This window comes from Citrobacter sp. Cpo142 (genome assembly GCF_030332425.1).
In the GTDB taxonomy this organism is placed as follows: Bacteria; Pseudomonadota; Gammaproteobacteria; order Enterobacterales; family Enterobacteriaceae; genus Citrobacter; species Citrobacter portucalensis.
In genome coordinates, this window is record NZ_JAOWHW010000142.1 from 163,725 (window position 1) to 184,026 (window position 20,302).

At 53.9% G+C, this 20,302-nt stretch carries 14 protein-coding genes; 12 read left to right on the top strand and 2 right to left on the bottom strand.

From position 1 onward, the window contains the following. The 6 genes from OGY18_RS22065 to pdxY all read left to right on the top strand — a co-directional run bounded on the left by OGY18_RS22065 (window position 1) and on the right by pdxY (window position 8,758). Window positions 1–1,608: an aldehyde dehydrogenase (NADP(+)) gene (locus OGY18_RS22065; protein WP_286554574.1), complete on the top strand. Its 1,608-nt coding sequence runs from the start codon at window positions 1–3 to the stop codon at window positions 1,606–1,608. An 11-nt stretch (window positions 1,609–1,619) separates the two neighbouring features. After that, the gene (locus OGY18_RS22070; protein ID WP_048227169.1) at window positions 1,620–3,221 is read left to right on the top strand and encodes an APC family permease; all 1,602 of its coding nucleotides are present in this window, start codon (window positions 1,620–1,622) and stop codon (window positions 3,219–3,221) included. A gap of 11 nt (window positions 3,222–3,232) precedes the next feature. Continuing rightward, a complete protein-coding gene (locus OGY18_RS22075) occupies window positions 3,233–4,243 on the top strand; it encodes an Ldh family oxidoreductase (protein ID WP_286554390.1) in 1,011 nt (336 codons plus the stop codon). Window positions 4,244–5,062: 819 nt separating this feature from the next. After that, a complete protein-coding gene (locus OGY18_RS22080) occupies window positions 5,063–6,433 on the top strand; it encodes a tyrosine phenol-lyase (protein ID WP_003830098.1) in 1,371 nt (456 codons plus the stop codon). Window positions 6,434–6,623: 190 nt separating this feature from the next. Then, window positions 6,624–7,889 carry an aromatic amino acid transporter gene (locus tag OGY18_RS22085; protein ID WP_003830097.1) on the top strand — a complete coding sequence of 422 codons (1,266 nt, stop codon included), beginning with the start codon at window positions 6,624–6,626 and terminating at the stop codon, window positions 7,887–7,889. An 11-nt stretch (window positions 7,890–7,900) separates the two neighbouring features. Further along, window positions 7,901–8,758 carry a pyridoxal kinase PdxY gene (pdxY, locus tag OGY18_RS22090; RefSeq protein WP_286554393.1) on the top strand — a complete coding sequence of 286 codons (858 nt, stop codon included), beginning with the start codon at window positions 7,901–7,903 and terminating at the stop codon, window positions 8,756–8,758. Between the two features lie 500 nt (window positions 8,759–9,258). Here pdxY and OGY18_RS22095 read toward each other — a convergent pair whose 3' ends face one another. Further along, window positions 9,259–10,812 (bottom strand): L-lactate permease, encoded by a 1,554-nt coding sequence (locus OGY18_RS22095; RefSeq protein WP_000545263.1) that lies wholly within the window; start codon window positions 10,810–10,812, stop codon window positions 9,259–9,261. A 436-nt stretch (window positions 10,813–11,248) separates the two neighbouring features. Here OGY18_RS22095 and dld point away from each other — a divergent pair, with 436 nt between their 5' ends. The 4 genes from dld to OGY18_RS22115 all read left to right on the top strand — a co-directional run bounded on the left by dld (window position 11,249) and on the right by OGY18_RS22115 (window position 15,866). Next, a complete protein-coding gene (dld, locus tag OGY18_RS22100; protein ID WP_286554396.1) occupies window positions 11,249–12,946 on the top strand; it encodes a D-lactate dehydrogenase in 1,698 nt (565 codons plus the stop codon). 74 nt (window positions 12,947–13,020) lie between these two features. Continuing rightward, window positions 13,021–13,740 (top strand): (Fe-S)-binding protein, encoded by a 720-nt coding sequence (locus OGY18_RS22105; protein WP_001102107.1) that lies wholly within the window; start codon window positions 13,021–13,023, stop codon window positions 13,738–13,740. A gap of 10 nt (window positions 13,741–13,750) precedes the next feature. Further along, window positions 13,751–15,178, top strand: coding sequence for a LutB/LldF family L-lactate oxidation iron-sulfur protein (locus OGY18_RS22110; RefSeq protein WP_003830092.1), 1,428 nt, complete (start codon window positions 13,751–13,753; stop codon window positions 15,176–15,178). Further along, window positions 15,171–15,866: a LutC/YkgG family protein gene (locus OGY18_RS22115; RefSeq protein WP_286554398.1), complete on the top strand. Its 696-nt coding sequence runs from the start codon at window positions 15,171–15,173 to the stop codon at window positions 15,864–15,866. Before OGY18_RS22110 ends, OGY18_RS22115 begins: the two co-directional genes overlap by 8 nt. Before the next feature lie 49 nt (window positions 15,867–15,915). On the opposite strand, the gene gntP is transcribed toward OGY18_RS22115, so the two are convergent. Continuing rightward, entirely contained in the window at window positions 15,916–17,259 is a 1,344-nt protein-coding gene (gene gntP / locus OGY18_RS22120; protein WP_003033260.1) for a gluconate permease GntP, read from the bottom strand. 261 nt (window positions 17,260–17,520) lie between these two features. Here gntP and uxuA point away from each other — a divergent pair, with 261 nt between their 5' ends. Next, complete coding sequence (gene uxuA, locus OGY18_RS22125) at window positions 17,521–18,705, top strand: mannonate dehydratase (protein ID WP_003830090.1); 1,185 nt, start codon at window positions 17,521–17,523, stop codon at window positions 18,703–18,705. An 80-nt stretch (window positions 18,706–18,785) separates the two neighbouring features. Further along, the gene (locus OGY18_RS22130) at window positions 18,786–20,261 is read left to right on the top strand and encodes a fructuronate reductase (protein WP_003830089.1); all 1,476 of its coding nucleotides are present in this window, start codon (window positions 18,786–18,788) and stop codon (window positions 20,259–20,261) included. Window positions 20,262–20,302: the final 41 nt, after the last annotated feature.

Sequence of the window (20,302 nt, forward strand, 5' to 3'; positions counted from 1 at the left end):
ATGACGCTACCTCTCTCTGTTTCGGGTCAGCAGTTTATCGCCGGACGTCGCGTGGCAAGCGGTGAGGCGACGCTGCCAAGCCTGCGTGCCGCTGACGGCAAGCTGACCGGATACCATTTTTACCCGGCCTCTCGTGAGGAGGCCGCCGCCGCGGCGGAGGCGGCTGACCAGGCGTTTCCTGTTTATTCGCAGACAGCGCCGGATGTACGAGCCCGCTTTCTCGACACCCTTGCCGACGAGCTGGATTTGCTCGGCGAGGATTTTTTCGCCATAGCCCACCAGGAAACGGCGCTGCCGCTGGCGCGGTTACAGGGAGAGCGTACCCGTACCAGTAATCAGCTGCGCATGTTTGCCGGGGTGCTGCGTCGGGGCGATGCCTTTGGCGTACGTATTGATACCGCACTCCCTGACCGCCAGCCGCTGCCGCGCCCGGACCTGCGTCAGTATCTGACCGCGCTTGGCCCGGTGGCGGTGTTCGGGGCCAGCAATTTTCCGCTGGCCTTTTCTACGGCAGGGGGCGATACCGCATCCGCGCTGGCGGCGGGTTGTCCGGTGGTAGTTAAGGCCCATCCCGGGCATATGGCGACGGCGGAATTGACTGCCCAGGCGATGGTGCGTGCGGTCGCGGCATCTGGCCTGCCTGCGGGCGTTTTTAACATGATTTTCGGCACCGATATTGGCGCGGATCTGGTTCGCCATCCGGCGATTCAGGCGGTGGGTTTTACCGGTTCGCTGCGCGGCGGTAAGGCGCTCTGGCAGCTGGCGCAGCAGCGTCCGCAGCCGATCCCCGTCTTTGCGGAAATGTCGGCCATTAACCCGCTGATTATTCTGCCGCAGGCCGTCGCCACGCGGGCAGAAACGCTGGCCAATGAGCTGGTGTCCTCTTTCACTCTGGGATGTGGACAGTTTTGTACCAAGCCGGGGCTGATCCTTGTCTTACGCGGCGAGGGTATGTCCCGCTTCACGCAGGCACTGAAGGTCGCGGTTGACCTGGCACCGGCACAGATCATGCTGAATGCCCCAACGCTTGCCCATTATGAAGAGGGTGTCAGCGCGCTTGAGGCACATCCGCATATTCAGCGTTTGGCAGGGTCTGATGAATCGGTTATCGGCCGCGCGCAGGCCCGGTTGTATCAGGCTCCGGCTTCGCTGCTGCTGGCACAGGATCCACTGCTACAGCAGGAAGTGTTTGGCCCGCTGGCGGTGTTGGTCGAGGTGGCCGATGAGGCGGAGTTGCAGTCCATTTTGCGCGTGATTCCAGGCCAGTTGACGGCAACCGTGCACGCCGAATCTGATGATGGGCCGCTGGCACAGCGCCTACTGCCAGCCCTCACTGAAAAAGCGGGACGCGTTTTGTTTAACGGTTATCCGACCGGCGTTGATGTCTGTGATGCCATGGTGCACGGCGGTCCGTGGCCTGCCACCACCGATGCTCGCGGTACTTCGGTAGGGACGCAATCCATCGACCGTTTTTTACGCCCGGTATGCCTGCAAAATGTGCCTGCCGCGCTGCTTCCGCCTGCTGTCCAGGATGACAACCCTCTGAACCTGCTGCGCCTGATTAACGGGCAGTGGACCCGGGAAGCCATTTCCCCCTCTGTTGACTGAAGGGCATGACCATGACGATTCACTCTACGCACCAAACACAGGCCCGCGTTGCTGAGGTGGGTAAATTTAAAAAGCAGCTAACGCTAACCGACCTGACGTTTATTGGGCTTGGGGCTATCTTCGGTTCCGGCTGGCTGTTTGCCGCAAGCCATGTGGCATCGATTGCCGGACCTGCGGGCATTGCCTCGTGGGTCATCGGCGGAATTGCCGTTTTGCTGTTGGGGATTGTCTATTGTGAGCTGGGCGCGGCACTGCCTCGTGCCGGGGGGATTATCCGTTATCCGGTCTTTTCCCACGGTGAGTTGATGGGGTATCTGCTTGGATTTATTACGCTGATTGCGTTTTCAAGCCTCATCTCCATAGAGATTGTTGCTGCACGGCAGTATGCGGCAGCATGGTTCCCGATGCTGACTCAAACTGGTTCAAGCGACCCAACGTTGCTGGGATGGGTAGTGCAGTTTTTGCTGCTGTGTTTGTTCTTCGGGCTGAATTACTACAGCGTAAAAACGTTTGCCCGTTCCAATAACATCATCAGTATTCTGAAATTTTTGGTGCCGTTAGCGGTCGTTGTAACGCTATTTACCTTTTTCAAACCTGAGAACCTGCACGTTCAGGGGATTGCACCCTTTGGTATGTCGGGCGTTGAGGCTGCGATTAGCGCCGGTGGGATCATCTTCGCCTACCTGGGGTTGACGCCAATTATTTCTGTGGCGAGTGAAGTTAAGAATCCGCAGCGTACCATCCCGGTGGCGCTGATTTTATCCGTGGTGCTGTCGACGATTATTTACGTGCTGTTGCAACTGGCATTTCTTGGCAGTATTCCGACCGATATGCTGGGTGGCGGCTGGGCGGAGATCAGCAAGCAATTCTCGCTGCCGTACCGGGATATCGCCATTACGCTCGGTATGGGCTGGCTGGCGTTTATGGTGGTGTGCGACGCGATTGTCTCCCCAAGTGGTACCGGCAATATCTACATGAACGCCACGCCGCGCGTGATTTATGGTTGGGCGAAAGCAGGCACCTTCTTTAAGACGTTTACCCACATCGATAAAGAGTCTGGCATTCCGCGTCCGGCGCTGTGGCTGACCTTTGCATTGTCTATCTTCTGGACATTGCCGTTCCCGTCATGGGAACAGCTGATAAGCGTGGTGTCGGCGGCGCTGGTACTGAGCTACGCCATTGCCCCGGTCACGGCGGCGGGGCTACGTCGTAATGCACCGGATTTGCCGCGCCCATTCCGTGTGCGTGCCTTCGGGATTATCGGTCCGGTGTCGTTTGTGATTTCGGCACTGATTGTATTCTGGTCTGGCTGGGGCACGCTGTCATGGCTGCTGGGACTGCAGATTGTGATGTTTGTCGTCTATGTGCTTTGCAAATCAAAAGTGCCGGTACACACCGTGAGTCTGGCGCAGCAGGTGAAATCGTCTCTGTGGCTTATCGCCTTCTACGCGCTGATTATGCTCTTCTCCTGGCTGGGTAGTTTTGGGGGCACAGGGGTGATTGGTCATCCGTGGGATACGGTGGTGGTAGCGGTGATGTCGCTGGGAATTTACTACTGGGGTGAGCGAACCTGTCTGCCGCGGGCTAACTTTACCGGTGATGAAGAAGAGTAAAGGAGTCGGTCATGGAGATGGTAAACCTCTCGTTAACAGAGGCTTATGCGCTGGCATATAAGGTGCTGCGCGGGAACGGATTCAGTGAAGCGCATGCCGTGGCGATCGCGACAAACGTGACCCACGGTGAGCGTGATGGCTGTGCCTCGCATGGTTTGTGGCGGTTGCTGGGGATTGTGGAGACGCGACGTAAAGGAAAGGTGTCACCTGACGCTGAGCCGGTTATCACCGATACCGCGCCGGCCATTGTGAAGGTGGACGCCGGTGGGGCATTTTCCCTGCTGGCATTCGAGCGCGCGCTTCCACTGCTGATAGAAAAGGCGCGCCACAGCGGTATTGCAGCCCTGGCGATTAACCGCTGTGTGCACTTTTCGGCGCTGTTTGCCGACGTTGAGCCGCTCACCGAGGCAGGGCTGGTGGCGCTGGCGACGACGCCCAGCCATGCGTGGGTTGCTCCCGCAGGCGGGACGCAGCCGCTTTTTGGCACTAACCCAATAGCATTTGGCTGGCCGCGTGAAGAAAAAAAACCGTTTATCTTCGACATGGCCACCAGTGCGGCGGCACGGGGAGAGATCCAACTCCATCAACGGGCGGGAAAAGCGGTGCCGGAAGGATGGGGGATTGACGGTGACGGTCAGGCCACCACCGACGCGCAGGCGATCCTCGACGGCGCGATGTTGACGTTTGGCGGGCATAAAGGGTCGGCACTGGCGGCAATGGTGGAACTGCTTGCCGGACCGCTCATCGGCGATATGACCAGCGCGGAATCGCTGGCGTGGGATAAGGGGGCTGGCGGGTTGCCCTATGGTGGCGAGCTGATTCTGGCCCTGGACCCGGCCCGCTTTCTGGGACTGGAGGCTCCGCAGCATCTGGCACGTGCCGAGAGACTCTTTGCCGATATGCAGCGGCAAGGGGCGCGTTTACCGGGCGAGCGCCGCTACCATTCCCGTACGCGTACAACTCGTGATGGTGTGGAAATAGCCCATTCTCTGTTCAAGGATATATCCGCGTTAGTGAAATAATTATTGGCATTATCGCGATAACAGGAGGGATGATGTCCCTCCTGTTATACGTTTATATAAATAGTTACTGCGATTAGCGATGCGCAGGTGTTGGCGCACCTTCGCATCGCGCTAATAAAACCCCTGTAAATTACGCCAGTAAACTGGGGGAAGTCCAGATGTAAATAAGATGAAATAAGCGCGAATAGCACGCTTTCGGAATAAATAGAAAACGCCTTCACCCCAATAAATCCGGTATTATTCACCGTATAAATCCATTCCCCTCCAGTCCGCCAAATACGGCCATTTCCAGAAAATAGCGCTCCTCTGCATCAGACCAAAAATGCGATCTAACTCACTGAAGCAAATAGCAAACTCTGAAACAACACCGTTTTGTACACTTTGCTTTACACTTTTAGTGATGTAAATCACAAATGTCACTCCATGAAGTGATCCGACTCTCACAAAATGAGGTGTACTCATTCAGCAATACATTACGAGCACAGCCTGGAAAGTTAAGTTTTCAGTATTTCCACTCTCCGCAGACACACTACGCCGAATGGCAAATCGAAACGCAAAAAAAAACTTGTTGAATATGAACGGGTAAAAAAAAGACGTGTGATTTGCATCACTCACATTTACAGCTTTTTAAATTATTGCCAGTGATTAATGTTGACCGGGCTATTTCCATAATCAATCAAATCTTGCATAGTGCCTCCACATTATTTCTCCCCCTGGATCAGGAGGCGAATAGTTATATTTCATCAGACTTTATTGATGAACCAGGTATGATTTACTTCACATTAATACGTACATGACCACTGTTACTGGAGAAACAAAATGAATTATCCGGCAGAACCCTTCCGTATTAAAAGCGTTGAAACTGTATCTATGATCCCGCGTGATGAGCGCCTTAAGAAAATGCAAGAAGCGGGTTACAATACTTTCCTGTTAAATTCGAAAGATATTTATATTGACCTGCTGACCGACAGTGGCACCAACGCAATGAGCGACAAGCAGTGGGCCGGAATGATGATGGGTGATGAAGCGTACGCGGGCAGCGAAAACTTCTATCATCTGGAAAGAACCGTGCAGGAACTGTTCGGCTTTAAACATATTGTTCCGACTCACCAGGGCCGCGGCGCAGAAAACTTATTATCACAACTGGCTATTAAACCAGGGCAATATGTTGCTGGTAATATGTATTTCACTACTACCCGTTATCACCAGGAAAAAAATGGTGCGGTGTTTGTCGATATCGTTCGTGACGAAGCGCACGATGCCGGTCTGAATATTGCGTTTAAAGGTGATATCGATCTTAAAAAATTACAAACGCTGATTGATGAAAAAGGCGCAGAGAATATTGCGTATATTTGCCTGGCAGTGACGGTTAACCTCGCGGGCGGCCAGCCGGTCTCGATGGCGAACATGCGTGCGGTGCGTGAACTGACGGCAGCACACGGCATTAAAGTGTTCTACGACGCTACCCGCTGCGTGGAAAACGCCTACTTTATCAAAGAGCAAGAGCAGGGTTTTGAGAACAAGAGCATCGCCGAGATCGTGCATGAGATGTTCAGCTACGCTGACGGTTGTACCATGAGTGGTAAAAAAGACTGTCTGGTGAACATCGGAGGCTTCCTGTGCATGAACGATGACGAAATGTTCTCTTCTGCCAAAGAGTTAGTCGTGGTTTACGAAGGTATGCCATCCTACGGCGGCCTGGCCGGACGCGACATGGAAGCCATGGCGATTGGCCTGCGTGAAGCCATGCAGTACGAGTACATCGAGCACCGCGTGAAGCAGGTTCGCTACCTGGGCGATAAGCTGAAAGCCGCTGGCGTACCGATTGTTGAACCGGTGGGCGGTCACGCGGTATTCCTCGATGCGCGTCGCTTCTGCGAGCACCTGACGCAGGACGAGTTCCCGGCACAAAGTCTGGCCGCCAGCATCTATGTGGAAACCGGCGTGCGCAGTATGGAGCGCGGAATTATCTCTGCGGGCCGTAATAACGTGACCGGTGAACACCACAGACCGAAACTGGAAACCGTGCGTCTGACTATTCCACGCCGTGTTTATACCTACGCACATATGGATGTCGTGGCTGACGGTATTATTAAACTTTACCAGCACAAAGAAGATATTCGCGGGCTGAAGTTTATTTACGAGCCGAAGCAGTTACGTTTCTTTACTGCACGCTTTGATTACATCTAAAAAATAGTTATGGCCCCATCACATGATGGGGCTTTTTTGTATTCCTTTTCCATGAACAGGAAGCCTTTGCGGTGCTCGTTACCGTGACATAACTAAAAAAAAGTTAACCCTGACTCCGACATTTTTATTATCCGCATGATGTACAAATGACAGCTGTAATTATAACGAATAGTCTACAGGAACATTTATCATGGATATTAATGCCATTGAGCGACAGAGTAGTACCCCCGGACTGATTAGCGGAACCATGTTGGTTATCGCAACCGTAGTGGGTGGCGGGATGTTCTCCCTGCCGATTGCGATGGCCGGCGTATGGTTCCCCGGTGCGTCTGTTATTCTTCTGTTTATCGCCATCATGATGTTATTAACCGGTCTGATGCTGGTTGAAGTCAACCTGCATTATGGTGCTGGTGCCAGTTTTAATACTTTTACTCAGGATTTATTAGGCCGTAAGTGGAATATCGTTGTCGGTATCGCTTTCGGCTTTGTGCTGTATATTCTGACCTATGCCTATATTTCCGGATCGTCAGCGGTGATGGCGCAAACCGTGTTCAAATACAGCGGCGTGCGCTTTCCGGCGAATATCTCGGTGGTGATCGTCAGTATGCTGGTCGGCGCGATTGCCTGGTATAGCTCCTTGCTGGTCGGACGTATCACTACCGTGTTGATTATCGGTAAGTTTATTGCGTTCTTTGCTACTTTCTCCGGGCTGGTTGGTCATATTGAGGTGGCGAAACTTGTCGACAGCGTGGCGGTGGCGCTGCCCAACTCACAGTACCTGCCTTACATTCTGATGACGCTGCCGTTCTGTATTATCTCGTTTGGTTTTCACGGTAACGTGCCGAGCCTGGTCAAGCTGTATGGCAAGAGTGGGGTCCCGAATATCACGCGTTCGATTATCATCGGTACGCTGTTTGCCCTGCTGCTGTACATCTTCTGGCTGGGCGTCACGATGGGTAACATCAGCCGTTCCGCGTTCCCGCCAATTATCGCCAAAGGCGGCAATATCGACGTGTTTGTTGAGGCCATCAGCGAGCTGTTCACCAGCCGGTATATGGATCTGATCCTGACCTTCTTCGGCAACTTCGCAGTAGCCAGTTCTCTGCTGGCGGCGACGCTTGGCTTGTTCGATTACATCGCCGACCTGTTTCACTTCCCGGATGACGGCATGGGCCGACTGAAAACCGCGCTGGTGACCTACTTCCCGCCAGCCGCCGTGTGCTTCTTCTTCCCGAACGGTTTTGTGCACGCGATTGGCTACGCCGGTCTGGCCTTTACCATCTGGAGCGTGATCCTGCCGCCGTTCCTGGTGAAAGCCGCGCGGAAACGTTTTCCGACCGCCAGCTATACCGCGCCCTGTAATAACACCGTACTTAACCTGGTGATTGTCTGTGGGGCGGTTGTCTATCTGACGGTTGTTCTGGACGTATTTGGTCTGCTGCCAACGTTTCGTTAGACGGAGTCAAAATGAAAAACGTGTTGTCTGTTCAGTCGTCAGTCGTTTATGGCTATGCCGGAAATAAAGCCGCTGTGCTGCCGATGCAGCTTTCGGGGATCGATGTCTGGCCGTTTTACACCGTACAGTTTTCCAACCACACCCAGTACGGGATGTGGCAGGGCATGGCGATGCCGCACGGCGAGCTGAGTGCCATCATCAGCGGGCTGGATGACCTGCAAAAGCTGGCGCAATGCGATGCCGTGCTGTCCGGGTATCTCGGGGATAAACGGCATTGTGAAGAGGTGAAGCACGCGGTCACCACCATTCGTCAGCGTAATCCGCAGGCGCTCTATTTTTGCGATCCGGTGATGGGCGCCCCGCAAAAAGGCTGCATTGTCGCGCAGGGCGTAGAGTCCTTTTTTGTCGATGATGCCATTCAACTGGCCGACATCATGGGACCGAATCTCTATGAACTGGGCGTGCTGACGGGCAGACAACTGCGTGGTTTTGACGAGGTGGTGGAAGCTGCGCAGCAGCTGGTGTCGTGGGGTGTGAAGAAGGTGCTGGTGAAGCATCTCGGCGACTGTTCGCGGGACAAACAGGCGTTTGAAATGCTGCTGGTGACGCCGGAACAGACGTTACACATTGCCCGGCCGCTGTATACCTTTGCCAAAATGCCGGTGGGCGTTGGGGATCTGATTTGCAGCGTGATGCTGGCTTCACTGCTCAATGGTTATGAGGACAAGCAGGCGCTGGAGCGGACCACCAGTGTCGTCGATGCGGTGATGCGACTGACAAAAGAGCATGATTCGTATGAACTGCGGCTGATAGATGCGCGTCACCAGATAATGGATCCGCAAATTCGCTATCGGGCAGCGGTACTGTAGCGCCACGAGGGGGCTCTATGTTTCTGACATTGCTGCGGCTTCAGCATCCTCTGGTCTACCGTTTCGCGTGGCTTCGTCTGTGGGTGGCGGTGTTAAGAGCATGCGGTCTGCGTAAGAGGAAGGGGTGAGTATTATACGCTGCTGTTGCTGCCGGATGCGGCTCGCGCCTTATCCGGCCTACAAATGAGCGTGAAACGCAGGCCTACAAATGAGTGTGAAATGTAGGCCTGATAAGCGAAGCGCCATCAGGCATAAGCGCCAGGTATTACACGCGGAAGTAGCGTGGTGGAATCAACGCGGAAAAGGCGTCGAACTTCTTCACCATCTTTTTCCAGAACAACATAACAACAATCCTCGATTTGAAACATCGGCGCTATTTTAGTCAGCGCCGACAAATCGTAAAGCCTGTCGCCTTGTTCCGTTCCTGGGACGGTGTAAACCTTTTTGGTCACTGTGTCGTCAAATACGATTGCCGCGAATTTGACGGGGTTGACAATGGCTTACGCCATAAACCAGTAATAAAAGAGACCGACTTTCAGGCCGAGGATCACAATGTAGGCGCAGCAGTATTTCATGGTGCCAGACATAATCTGGTTGGCCTGACCGTCCATTTTGGTGGCAGAAACCGCGATGGCGATGCTTTGCGGCGAAATCATTTTGCCCCCCGTAGCGCCAGAGGTATTGGCCGCCGCCAGCCAGTTGGGATCGATATGTAACTTGCTGGCAGCTATGGTTTGCAGCTTGCCGAACAGAATGTTCGAGTTGGTATCGCTGCCGGTAACGAACGTGCCCAGCGCGCCAATCACCGGGGCGAGGAAGACGTACGAGCTGCCGGTCAGATCGACAATCGACTGCGCCAGCGTGGAGATAATCCCGCTGAGATCCATCACCGTGGCCAGCGCGACGATCGCCATAATTGCCACGATAGAGTTTTTAAGCTGGAAAATCGTTTTGATAAATACTTCCAGCATCCCGCGTGCGGACGCTCCCTGAATAAAACCGCCGATAATGGTCGCAAAGATAATCAGCATCCCTGGTGTGGTCACCCATTCAACTTTCAGTGCCATCGTTTTGCCGTCAGCCAACGTGAAATGCAGCACCGAAGCCAGTTGGGACGCCGCGCCTTTTATTGTCGGGAACAGCGGCGAACACAGCAGGATAAACACAAAAATAAACAGATAGATAGAGCCCACGCGGAACAGCACTTTTGCCGAGCGCGGCGTGGTTTCGCGGGTATGGCTGACCTCAATGCGCCACTCTGGATCGGTTTTCCCTTTGCGCAGGCGACTGACCATCGCCACGGCAAACAGGCTGACCAGGCTACCGGCAAAAGCGGGTAATTCCGCGCCAAGATGGATGGCGACAAAATATTGCGGAATCAGCGTGGAAATGCCGCAAATCAACGTGATCAGAAATACGCCGCGAATGGCTTTCAGGCCACCGCCAATAATGCAGACAATCACAAACGGCAGCAGGATATTAAACAACGCGAGCTGCAAAATAATGGTTCCGCCTAAGGTATAAACCGGCAGATTAACCTGTTCAGCCAGAATAGAAACCGGGATCCCGACCGCGCCGAATGCGGTAGGAACTGTATTTGCCACGAGAGAGGCAATCGCCGCCTTCAACGGGTTGAATCCCAGCGCAATGAGAATGCCGATCGGAATAGCGACCGCCGTGCCATAGCCCGCTGCGGCTTCAAGAAATCCACCAAAACACCATGAAATCAGCAGCACCTGAATACGCTTATCTTCGCTAATGCTGGCGAGAATATCGCGCAAAATATCCAGCGCTTTGGTCGCCTGCATGACGTTATAACTGAAAATAGCGCCGAGGATCACAATCACGATCGGCCATAGTCCCTTCAGTGCGCCATACCCTATCGCGGCTTTCAGATTTTGTACGGGCATTTCCCAGAATATTGCCGATAGTGCAGCGGTGAATACCAAAGAGATCAGTACGGAATAATGGATGGGCATTTTTAATTTCAGTATTAAAAATACCATCAGCAGCAAAGGAGAGAGTGCCAGAGCAAACATTAAATATTCGTGCATTACAATTCCCGATTTACTTTTTTAGACTGAACTATATTTAGGGGGAAGGAAGCTACCTGAATAATAAAATAAAAAATGCAAACTGAATCGCTTCAGTGAAATAAAGTTATAAAGGTTAATAATTGTATAAATAATGTTATTTTTTTATTAAATATGAATAACCACTAAATATTACAACACCCATTAGAGTTAATCATTAATAGGTATGAGATGATCTTTGCAATAAATGAAATAAGTGTTTTGGCATCCCCTCAAAGGGCGAGGTATGAATTATATGGCGGTGGTAATTTCATTAAAAAAATGTGAGCGGTACCGAAAGAAATAAAATGGGGTATTGCATGTGGATATTGATTGAGGGAATATTCTGTTTTGTCATACAAATGAACTTATAGCCATTTTCACTGGCCCTGATATAAGGAGCGGAGAGCCGCCCTCCATGAAACATACTGATAATAAGACCTTTTTGACGACTCTTACCCAATTGGTTGGCCCTGCTCATATCCTCACCGAACCGTCAAAAACTGCGCGTTACCGTAAGGGATTCCGCTCGGGTCAGGGTGATGCTCTGGCGGTGGTTATCCCCGGCTCTTTGCTTGAACTCTGGAAAGTCCTCAGCACCTGCGTTGAGGCCGATAAAATAATCCTGATGCAGGCGTCGAACACAGGCCTGACCGAGGGTTCGACGCCAAATGGTAATGACTACGACCGCGAGATCGTCATTATCAGCACGCTGCGGCTGGACAGTCTGCATGTGCTGGATGAGGGCAAGCAGGTGCTGGCTTATCCTGGCACCACGCTGTACTCGCTGGAAAAGGCGCTGAAGCTGTTTGGCCGTGAGCCGCATTCGGTGATCGGCTCTTCGTGCATCGGCGCGTCGGTTATCGGCGGTATCTGTAATAACTCGGGCGGTTCTCTGGTCCAGCGAGGCCCGGCTTACACCGAGATGTCGCTGTTTGCCCGCATTGATGAACAGGGACGCTTGCAGCTGGTCAATCACCTTGGCATTGAGCTAGGTCAGACGCCAGAGCAAATCCTTGCCCGGCTGGATAACAATGCGATTGAAGCCGCGCTCGTCAACCATGACGGGCGTCACGCGCACGATCACGACTATGTTAGCCGCGTGCGGGACATCAATGCCGACACGCCAGCACGTTACAACGCTGACCCGGATCGCTTGTTTGAATCCTCTGGCTGCGCGGGCAAGTTAGCGGTGTTTGCCGTACGTCTGGATACCTTTGAAGCCGAGAAGAACCAGCAGGTCTTTTATATCGGTACCAATCAGACTGATGTCCTGACCGAGATTCGCCGCCACATCCTGGCGAATTTTACAAACCTGCCGGTAGCTGGGGAGTATATGCACCGCGATATCTATGATATTGCAGAGAAATACAGCAAAGATACCTTCCTGATGATCGACAAACTTGGTACGGACAAAATGCCGTTCTTCTTCAACCTGAAGGGGCGTACCGAGGCCATACTTGAGAAGGTGAAGATTTTTCGTCCGCACTTTACCGACCGCGCTATGCAGGCTTTTAGCCATCTGTTCCCGAGCCATCTCCCGGCGCGGATGAAGACCTGGCGCGATAACTATGAACACCATCTAATGCTGAAAATGTCAGGCGATGGTGTGGCCGAAGCCCAGGCATGGTTAACGGACTATTTTAAATCGGCCGAGGGCGCGTTCTTTACCTGTACCGCGGAAGAGGGCAGTAAGGCGTTTCTGCATCGTTTTGCCGCTGCGGGCGCTGCCATTCGTTATCAGGCCGTTCATTCCGATGAGGTTGAGGATATTCTCGCGCTGGATATTGCATTACGCCGTAATGATACCGAATGGTATGAGCATTTACCGGCAGAAATTGATAGTCAGTTGGTGCATAAACTCTATTACGGTCATTTTATGTGCTATGTCTTCCATCAGGATTATATCGTTAAAAAAGGCGTAGATGCCCACGCGTTAAAAGAACAGATGCTGGAATTACTGCGCCAACGCGGAGCGCAATATCCGGCGGAACACAATGTCGGTCATCTGTATAAAGCGCCGGAAAATTTGGCGCGTTTTTATCAGGAGAATGATCCGACCAACACTATGAACCCAGGCATTGGTAAAACCAGTAAACAGAAAAACTGGGCATGAAATATGAATGAACATTTGTTTGATATCGCGATATCAAGCGCAATAAACAGAAATGAAGCAATGGAGTAGTTATTGTGAATGTAAATTTCTTTGTTACCTGCATTGGTGACGCACTGAAATCACGGATGGCACGAGACTCCGTATTGCTGCTGGAAAAACTGGGTTGTCGCGTGAATTTCCCCGAGAAGCAAGGGTGTTGCGGTCAGCCAGCCATCAACAGCGGTTACATCAAAGAGGCGATCCCTGGGATGAAAAACCTGATCGCCGCGCTGGAAGACAACGACGATCCGATTATCTCCCCTGCGGGCTCCTGCACCTACGCGGTAAAAAGCTACCCGACGTATCTGGCCGATGAACCGGAATGGGCGCTACGTGCTGAGAAAGTTTCCGCGCGTATGCAGGATCTCACCTCCTTTATCGTCAACAAACTGGGCGTGGTGGACGTTGGCGCCAGCCTGCAGGGGCGCGCTGTGTATCATCCTTCCTGTAGCCTGACCCGCAAACTGGGGGTGAAGGAAGAGCCGCTTACGCTGCTGAAAAACGTGCGCGGACTGGAGCTGTTGACGTTTGCCGATCAGGATACCTGCTGCGGCTTTGGCGGGACGTTCTCGGTCAAGATGGCCGAGATATCCGGTGAAATGGTGAAAGAGAAAGTCTTACATCTGATGGACGCAAAGCCGGAATATTTGATTGGCGCAGACGTCAGCTGCCTGCTGAACATTGGCGGCCGACTGCAACGGGAAGGCCAGCCGGTCAAAGTGATGCATATTGCTGAAGTGCTGATGAGCCGCTGAGGGGAAAGAGATGTCGATAAAAACCAGCGATGTAGAATTTAAACTGCGCATTCGTCAGCAGATAGAAGATCCGATCATGCGCAAAGCCGTGGCTAATGCGCAGGAGCGTATCGGCGCAAATCGGCAAAAAATGGTCGATGAGTTAGGCCACTGGGAAGACTGGCGCGATCGTGCCAGTCAGATCCGCGATCACGTTCTGAGCAACCTCGACGCTTACCTGTACCAACTCTCCGAGAAAGTGACGGAAAACGGCGGACACGTCTATTTCGCCAAAACCAAAGAAGACGCCACTCGCTACATTTTGCAGGTTGCGCAAAGTAAAAATGCGCAGAAGGTGGTGAAGTCCAAGTCGATGGTGACCGAAGAGATCGGCGTCAACCATGTGCTGCAGGATGCCGGAATCCAGGTGATCGAAACCGATCTCGGGGAATATATCCTGCAACTGGATCAGGATCCGCCTTCGCACGTCGTGGTCCCGGCGATTCATAAAGATCGCTATCAGATCCGCCGCGTGCTGAACGAACGTCTGGGGTATGACGGCCCGGAAACCCCGGAAGCCATGACCTTGTTCATTCGTCAGAAGATCCGTGAGGATTTCCTCAGTGCCGAAATCGGTATTACCGGCTGTAACTTTGCCGTGGCGGAAACCGGCTCGGTGTGTCTGGTGACCAACGAAGGCAACGCGCGCATGTGCACCACGCTGCCGAAAACGCACATTGCGGTGATGGGCATGGAGCGTATCGCGCCGACCTTTGCCGAGGTGGATGTGCTGATCACCATGCTGGCGCGCAGCGCCGTGGGTGCACGTCTGACGGGCTACAACACCTGGCTGACCGGCCCGCGCGAGGCGGATAACGTTGACGGACCGGAAGAGTTCCATCTGGTGATTGTCGATAACGGTCGCTCGCAGGTGCTGGGCTCAGAGTTTCGCGATGTGCTGCGCTGCATCCGCTGCGGAGCCTGTATGAACACCTGTCCGGCATACCGCCACATCGGCGGACACGGCTATGGCTCTATCTATCCAGGACCTATCGGCGCGGTGATTTCTCCGCTGCTCGGCGGCTATAAAGATTTTAAAGACCTGCCGTACGCCTGTTCTTTATGCACGGCCTGTGACAGCGTCTGCCCGGTGCGCATTCCTCTGTCAAAACTGATCCTGCGTCATCGCCGGGTGATGGCCGAGGAGGGCATTACGCCGAAAGCTGAGCGACGGGCGATCAAAATGTTCGCTTATGCCAATAGCCATCCGGGGCTGTGGAAAGTGGGGATGATGGCGGGCGCGCATGCGGCGAGCTGGTTTATCAATGGCGGCAAAACCCCGCTCAAGGTTGGCGCGATTGGTGACTGGATGGAGGCGCGCGACCTGCCTGATGCTGACGGCGAGAGCTTCCGTAGCTGGTTTAAAAAACATCAGGCGCAGGAGAAAAAGAATGGATAACCGTACCGCGTTTTTAAACACCATCGCCCAGGCGCTGGGTCGCCCGCTGCGTTTCGAACCGCAAGCGGATGCCGCGCCGGTTAACAACTATGCCAACGAGCGCCTGACCGAGCTTAGCCCCGAGCAGCGCTGCTCTGCATTTATCCAGTTCGCCAGCGAAGTGATGCTGGCTCGCTGCGAGCTGACTCGCGAGGACCTGGCCGCAGACGCGGCGTTACGCCTGTGTGAAGAGTTGGGTCGACAACCAGTGATGTTGAGCGGCGACAGCCGGCTGGTGGAGCTGGGTATCACCGAACGCTTGCAGCAGGAATGCAACGCCGTGGTCTGGGATCCGGCGCGTGGTAGCGAAAATATTACCCAGGCCGAGCAGGCGAAAGTCGGCGTAGTGTATGCCGAATATGGCCTGACCGAGTCCGGCGGCGTGGTGCTGTTTTCCGCACCGGAGCGCGGGCGTTCCCTGAGCCTGTTGCCGGAGTCCTCGATTTTCGTGCTGCGTAAAAGCACCATCCTGCCGCGCGTGGCGCAGCTGGCAGAAAAACTGCATCAGAAAGCACAGGCCGGTGAGCGTATGCCATCGTGCATTAATATCATCAGTGGACCCAGCTCGACGGCGGATATTGAGCTTATCAAGGTGGTTGGGGTACATGGCCCGGTGAAGGCGGTGTATCTGATTATTGAGGATTGTTGAGGCAGGATGGAAAACCGCTCTGGCGCTATAGGCCAGAGCGGTATCGACGTTATGCAATCATGCTGATGATCAACACGATAATCAGGCCAACCACGGAGTTTACCAGCTCCAGCAGACCCCAGGTTTTCAGCGTATCCTTCACCGACAGGTCAAAGTAGCCTTTGAACAGCCAGAACGAAGCATCGTTGATATGGGTCAGTGTGTTGGAACCCGCCGCTGTTGCCAGTACCAGCAACGCCGGGTCGACGCCCACCAGTTGACCGGTTGCCGGGTCGAGGATTGCTGCGCTAATAATCCCCGCGGCCGTCATGGCTGAGACCACGCCCTGACCCGTTGCCAGACGAATCAGCACGGTTATCAACCACGCCATGATGTAGGGAGAAATATTACCGTGCGACATCAGCATGCCGATGGTATCGCCGATACCGGTATCGATAATGGTTTGCTTCAGTACGCCGCCCGCGCCGATGATCAGGATCACCATGGCGATGCTTTTCACCGCGTTTTCAAAGGCGTTCATTACCCACTGCATGTCATGACCGCGCGCGGTACCAAACAGCACGAAGGCGACAACCATGGCGATAAACATTGCAATCGGCGAGGAGCCTAAGAAGTTGACCACTTCCCACGCCTGCGTCCCTTTCACCAGCCAGATGTTGGCGATGGTGGTGGAGATCATGATGATCGCCGGGATCAGCGGCACCAGGATAGAAACTCCGAAGGACGGCAGGTTGTTCTGGTCAACCGGTACGTCGGCCTTCATGAATGACGGCGTTGGACGATCGAGGTTGCCGAGGAATTTCGGCAGAATAAGCCCGGCGCAGATCACGCTCGGAATGGTCACCAGGATACCGTAGATGTAGACCATGCCCATGTCAGCGCCGTAGGCGTTAACCAGCGCGACCGGACCCGGCTGCGGTGGGAACAGTGAGTGAGCGGTGGTGGCGGCGGCAACCGCAGGAATCGCCAGCTTGAGGAACGGGATCTTCGCTTCCGCGGCAATGACGATCACCAGCGGTGCCAGCATAATAAACGCCACTTCATAGAACATCGCCAGGCCGAAGATCAGACCAATAATGATCACCGACAGCTGCACGTAACGTAGACCGAGTCGCGCCAGCAGCGTATGGGCAATCTGATGCGCCGCCCCGGAGTCAACCATCAGCTTACCGATGACTGCCCCGAATACCACGATAATCGCCAGCTCACCCAGCGTGCTGCCAAAGCCGGATTTCATGGTATGCAGCAGTTCCATTAAATCCATTCCCGCCAGCATACCGACCGAGAGTGCCGCCAGCAGCAGGGCGACCATCGAGTTTATTTTGAATCTTAAATTGAGCACCAGCATCAGGCCGATGCCGAATACAACCCACAGAATATTGAGAACGTGCATATAACGTCTACCTTACTTTGGTTGAACTATTATGGTTTTGGTTGAGATGTTACATATATTGGTCAACCTATGATGCGATGGATGTCACATTGCGTTACATGTTTACATTAATACTGGGTTGTCTGGACGTAAAAAGGCGATCTAATCAGCAAGTATCGTGATTTGGTTAACCAATTTAGCGCTTCAGGTTGACATGTAATACCAAAAGGAGGAATTTATGTGCCATATCGTCGAGTCCATAACGTAAATGAGGAATAAAACATGGAACAGACATGGCGCTGGTATGGTCCTAACGATCCGGTCACCTTAGCGGATGTACGTCAGGCGGGTGCTACGGGCGTTGTTACCGCCTTGCACCATATCCCGAACGGGGAAGTGTGGACGGTTGATGAGATCCTAAAACGCAAAGCCATTATTGAGCAGGCGGGCCTGGTATGGTCGGTCGTCGAAAGCGTACCGATCCACGAAGACATTAAAACCCGTTCCGGCAACTATCAGCAGTGGATTGCCAACTACCAGCAAAGCCTGCGTAACCTGGCCGAGTGCGGCATTCGTACCGTGTGCTACAACTTTATGCCGGTTCTCGACTGGACCCGTACCGACCTGGAATACGTCCTGCCGGACGGCTCCAAAGCGCTGCGTTTCGATCAAATTGAATTTGCCGCCTTTGAGCTGCATATCCTCAAACGCCCGGGCGCGGAAGCGGACTACACCGCCGAAGAGATTGCGCAGGCGCATGAACGCTTCACCACCATGAGCGAAGAAGACAAAGCACGTCTGACCCGCAATATCATCGCCGGTTTGCCGGGCGCGGAAGAGGGCTACACGCTCGACCAGTTCCGCCAGCATCTTGAACGCTATAAGGATATCGATAAAGCTGCGCTGCGTGAGAATTTTGCCGTCTTCCTGAAGGCGATTATTCCTGTAGCAGAAGAGGTCGGTGTGCGCATGGCGGTACACCCGGACGATCCGCCGCGCCCAATCCTTGGCCTGCCACGCATTGTTTCCACCGTGGAAGACATGCAGTGGATGGTCGATACGGTCAACAGCATGGCGAACGGTTTCACCATGTGTACCGGCTCCTACGGCGTTCGTGCGGATAACGACCTGGTCGACATGATCAAACAGTTTGGCCCGCGCATTTACTTCACCCATTTGCGCTCCACGCTGCGTGAAGATAACCCGAAAACTTTCCATGAAGCGGCGCATCTTAACGGCGACGTCGACATGTACGAAGTGGTGAAAGCGATCGTTGAGGAAGAACAGCGCCGTAAAGCCGAGGGCAAAGAGGATCTGATTCCTATGCGCCCGGACCACGGTCACCAGATGCTTGACGACCTGAAAAAGAAAACCAACCCAGGTTACTCCGCGATTGGTCGCCTGAAAGGCCTGGCGGAAGTACGTGGCGTTGAGATGGCTATCCAGCGCGCTTTCTTTAGCCGCTAAAGCAGTGTTGCCGGTCGCCTGTCTGGCCGGCTTTTTTCTTTTCTCTCCGTTGGTCTTTCCGACGGGATCTGGAGTTCACGATGACAACGACAATTGCCAATAGCAACCTGCCGGTTGCACGCCCCGCATGGGACAGCTCTCGTCTGCAATCCCGCATTGTTCACCTGGGATGCGGCGCTTTTCACCGCGCGCATCAGGCGCTGTACACCCACCATCTGCTGGAAACCACCGACAGCGACTGGGGTATCTGTGAAGTTAACCTGATGCCGGGTAATGACTGCATACTGATTGAAAACCTGCGCAAGCAACAATTGCTGTATACCGTGGCGGAAAAAGGCGCGGACAATACCGTGCTGAAAGTGATTGGCTCAATGAAAGAAGCCCTGCACCCGGAGCTTGATGGCTGTGATGGTATTTTACAGGCCATGGCGCGCCCGCAGACGGCAATTGTCTCGCTGACGGTCACGGAAAAAGGCTACTGCACCGATGCCGCCAGCGGCCAGTTAGATCTCAATAACCCGCTGATTAAACACGATCTGGCGAATCCGGCCGCGCCGAAATCGGCGATTGGTTACATCGTACAGGCGCTGCATCTGCGTCGTGAGCAGGGACTGGCGGCCTTTACCGTGATGTCCTGCGATAACGTGCGTGAAAATGGGCATGTGGCGAAAGTCGCGGTGCTGGGCCTGGCGCAGGCGCGTGACCCGCAGCTGGCGCAGTGGATTGAAGCAAACGCCACTTTCCCTTGCACCATGGTCGACCGCATTGTTCCGGCGGCAACGCCAGAAACGTTGCAGGAGATTGCCGACCAGTTGGGCGTTTACGATCCGTGCGCTATCGCCTGCGAACCGTTCCGCCAGTGGGTGATTGAAGACAACTTTGTTAACGGTCGTCCTGACTGGGACAAAGTCGGCGCACAGTTTGTTGCCGACGTAGTACCGTTTGAAATGATGAAACTGCGCATGCTCAACGGTAGCCACTCTTTCCTCGCTTATCTGGGCTATCTTGGCGGTTATGAAACCATCGCTGACACCATGACCAATCCAGCGTACCGCAAAGCGGCGTTTGCACTGATGATGCAGGAGCAAGCGCCAACGCTGTCGATGCCGGAAGGCACCGATCTCAGTGCCTATGCGACGCTGCTGATCGAGCGTTTCAGCAACCCGTCTCTGCGCCACCGTACCTGGCAGATTGCGATGGATGGCAGCCAGAAACTGCCACAGCGTCTGCTGGATCCGGTGCGTCTGCATCTGCAAAACGGCAGCGGCTGGCGTCATCTGGCACTGGGCATCGCGGGCTGGATGCGCTACACCCATGGTGTGGATGAACAGGGGCAGGTCATTGATGTTGTCGACCCAATGCAGGCCGAATTCCAGCGCATTAACCAACAGTTCCAGGGAGCCGAACGGGTGACGGCGCTGCTGGGGTTAAGCGGCATTTTTGGTCACGATCTGGCGGAAAACGCCGATTTTGTGGAAACGATTATCGCGGAGTATCAACAGTTGTGTGAACACGGCGCACGTGAGTGCGTTGCAGCGTTAAGCGCTGACGCATAACCTTCCAGGTATGACGGGTCAATCAAAATACTAATTTGGTT

What these genes read in the sequence shown, in the direction of transcription:
- OGY18_RS22070 (WP_048227169.1), top strand. Translation starts at nt 1,620, where the DNA reads ATGACGATTCACTCTACGCACCAAACACAGGCCCGCGTTGCTGAGGTG.
- OGY18_RS22130 (WP_003830089.1), top strand. Translation starts at nt 18,786, where the DNA reads ATGACAACGACAATTGCCAATAGCAACCTGCCGGTTGCACGCCCCGCA.
- OGY18_RS22080 (WP_003830098.1), top strand. Translation starts at nt 5,063, where the DNA reads ATGAATTATCCGGCAGAACCCTTCCGTATTAAAAGCGTTGAAACTGTA.
- OGY18_RS22115 (WP_286554398.1), top strand. Translation starts at nt 15,171, where the DNA reads ATGGATAACCGTACCGCGTTTTTAAACACCATCGCCCAGGCGCTGGGT.
- OGY18_RS22110 (WP_003830092.1), top strand. Translation starts at nt 13,751, where the DNA reads ATGTCGATAAAAACCAGCGATGTAGAATTTAAACTGCGCATTCGTCAG.
- OGY18_RS22095 (WP_000545263.1), bottom strand. Translation starts at nt 10,812, where the DNA reads ATGCACGAATATTTAATGTTTGCTCTGGCACTCTCTCCTTTGCTGCTG.
- OGY18_RS22075 (WP_286554390.1), top strand. Translation starts at nt 3,233, where the DNA reads ATGGAGATGGTAAACCTCTCGTTAACAGAGGCTTATGCGCTGGCATAT.
- OGY18_RS22085 (WP_003830097.1), top strand. Translation starts at nt 6,624, where the DNA reads ATGGATATTAATGCCATTGAGCGACAGAGTAGTACCCCCGGACTGATT.
- pdxY (WP_286554393.1), top strand. Translation starts at nt 7,901, where the DNA reads ATGAAAAACGTGTTGTCTGTTCAGTCGTCAGTCGTTTATGGCTATGCC.
- dld (WP_286554396.1), top strand. Translation starts at nt 11,249, where the DNA reads ATGAAACATACTGATAATAAGACCTTTTTGACGACTCTTACCCAATTG.
- gntP (WP_003033260.1), bottom strand. Translation starts at nt 17,259, where the DNA reads ATGCACGTTCTCAATATTCTGTGGGTTGTATTCGGCATCGGCCTGATG.
- uxuA (WP_003830090.1), top strand. Translation starts at nt 17,521, where the DNA reads ATGGAACAGACATGGCGCTGGTATGGTCCTAACGATCCGGTCACCTTA.
- OGY18_RS22065 (WP_286554574.1), top strand. Translation starts at nt 1, where the DNA reads ATGACGCTACCTCTCTCTGTTTCGGGTCAGCAGTTTATCGCCGGACGT.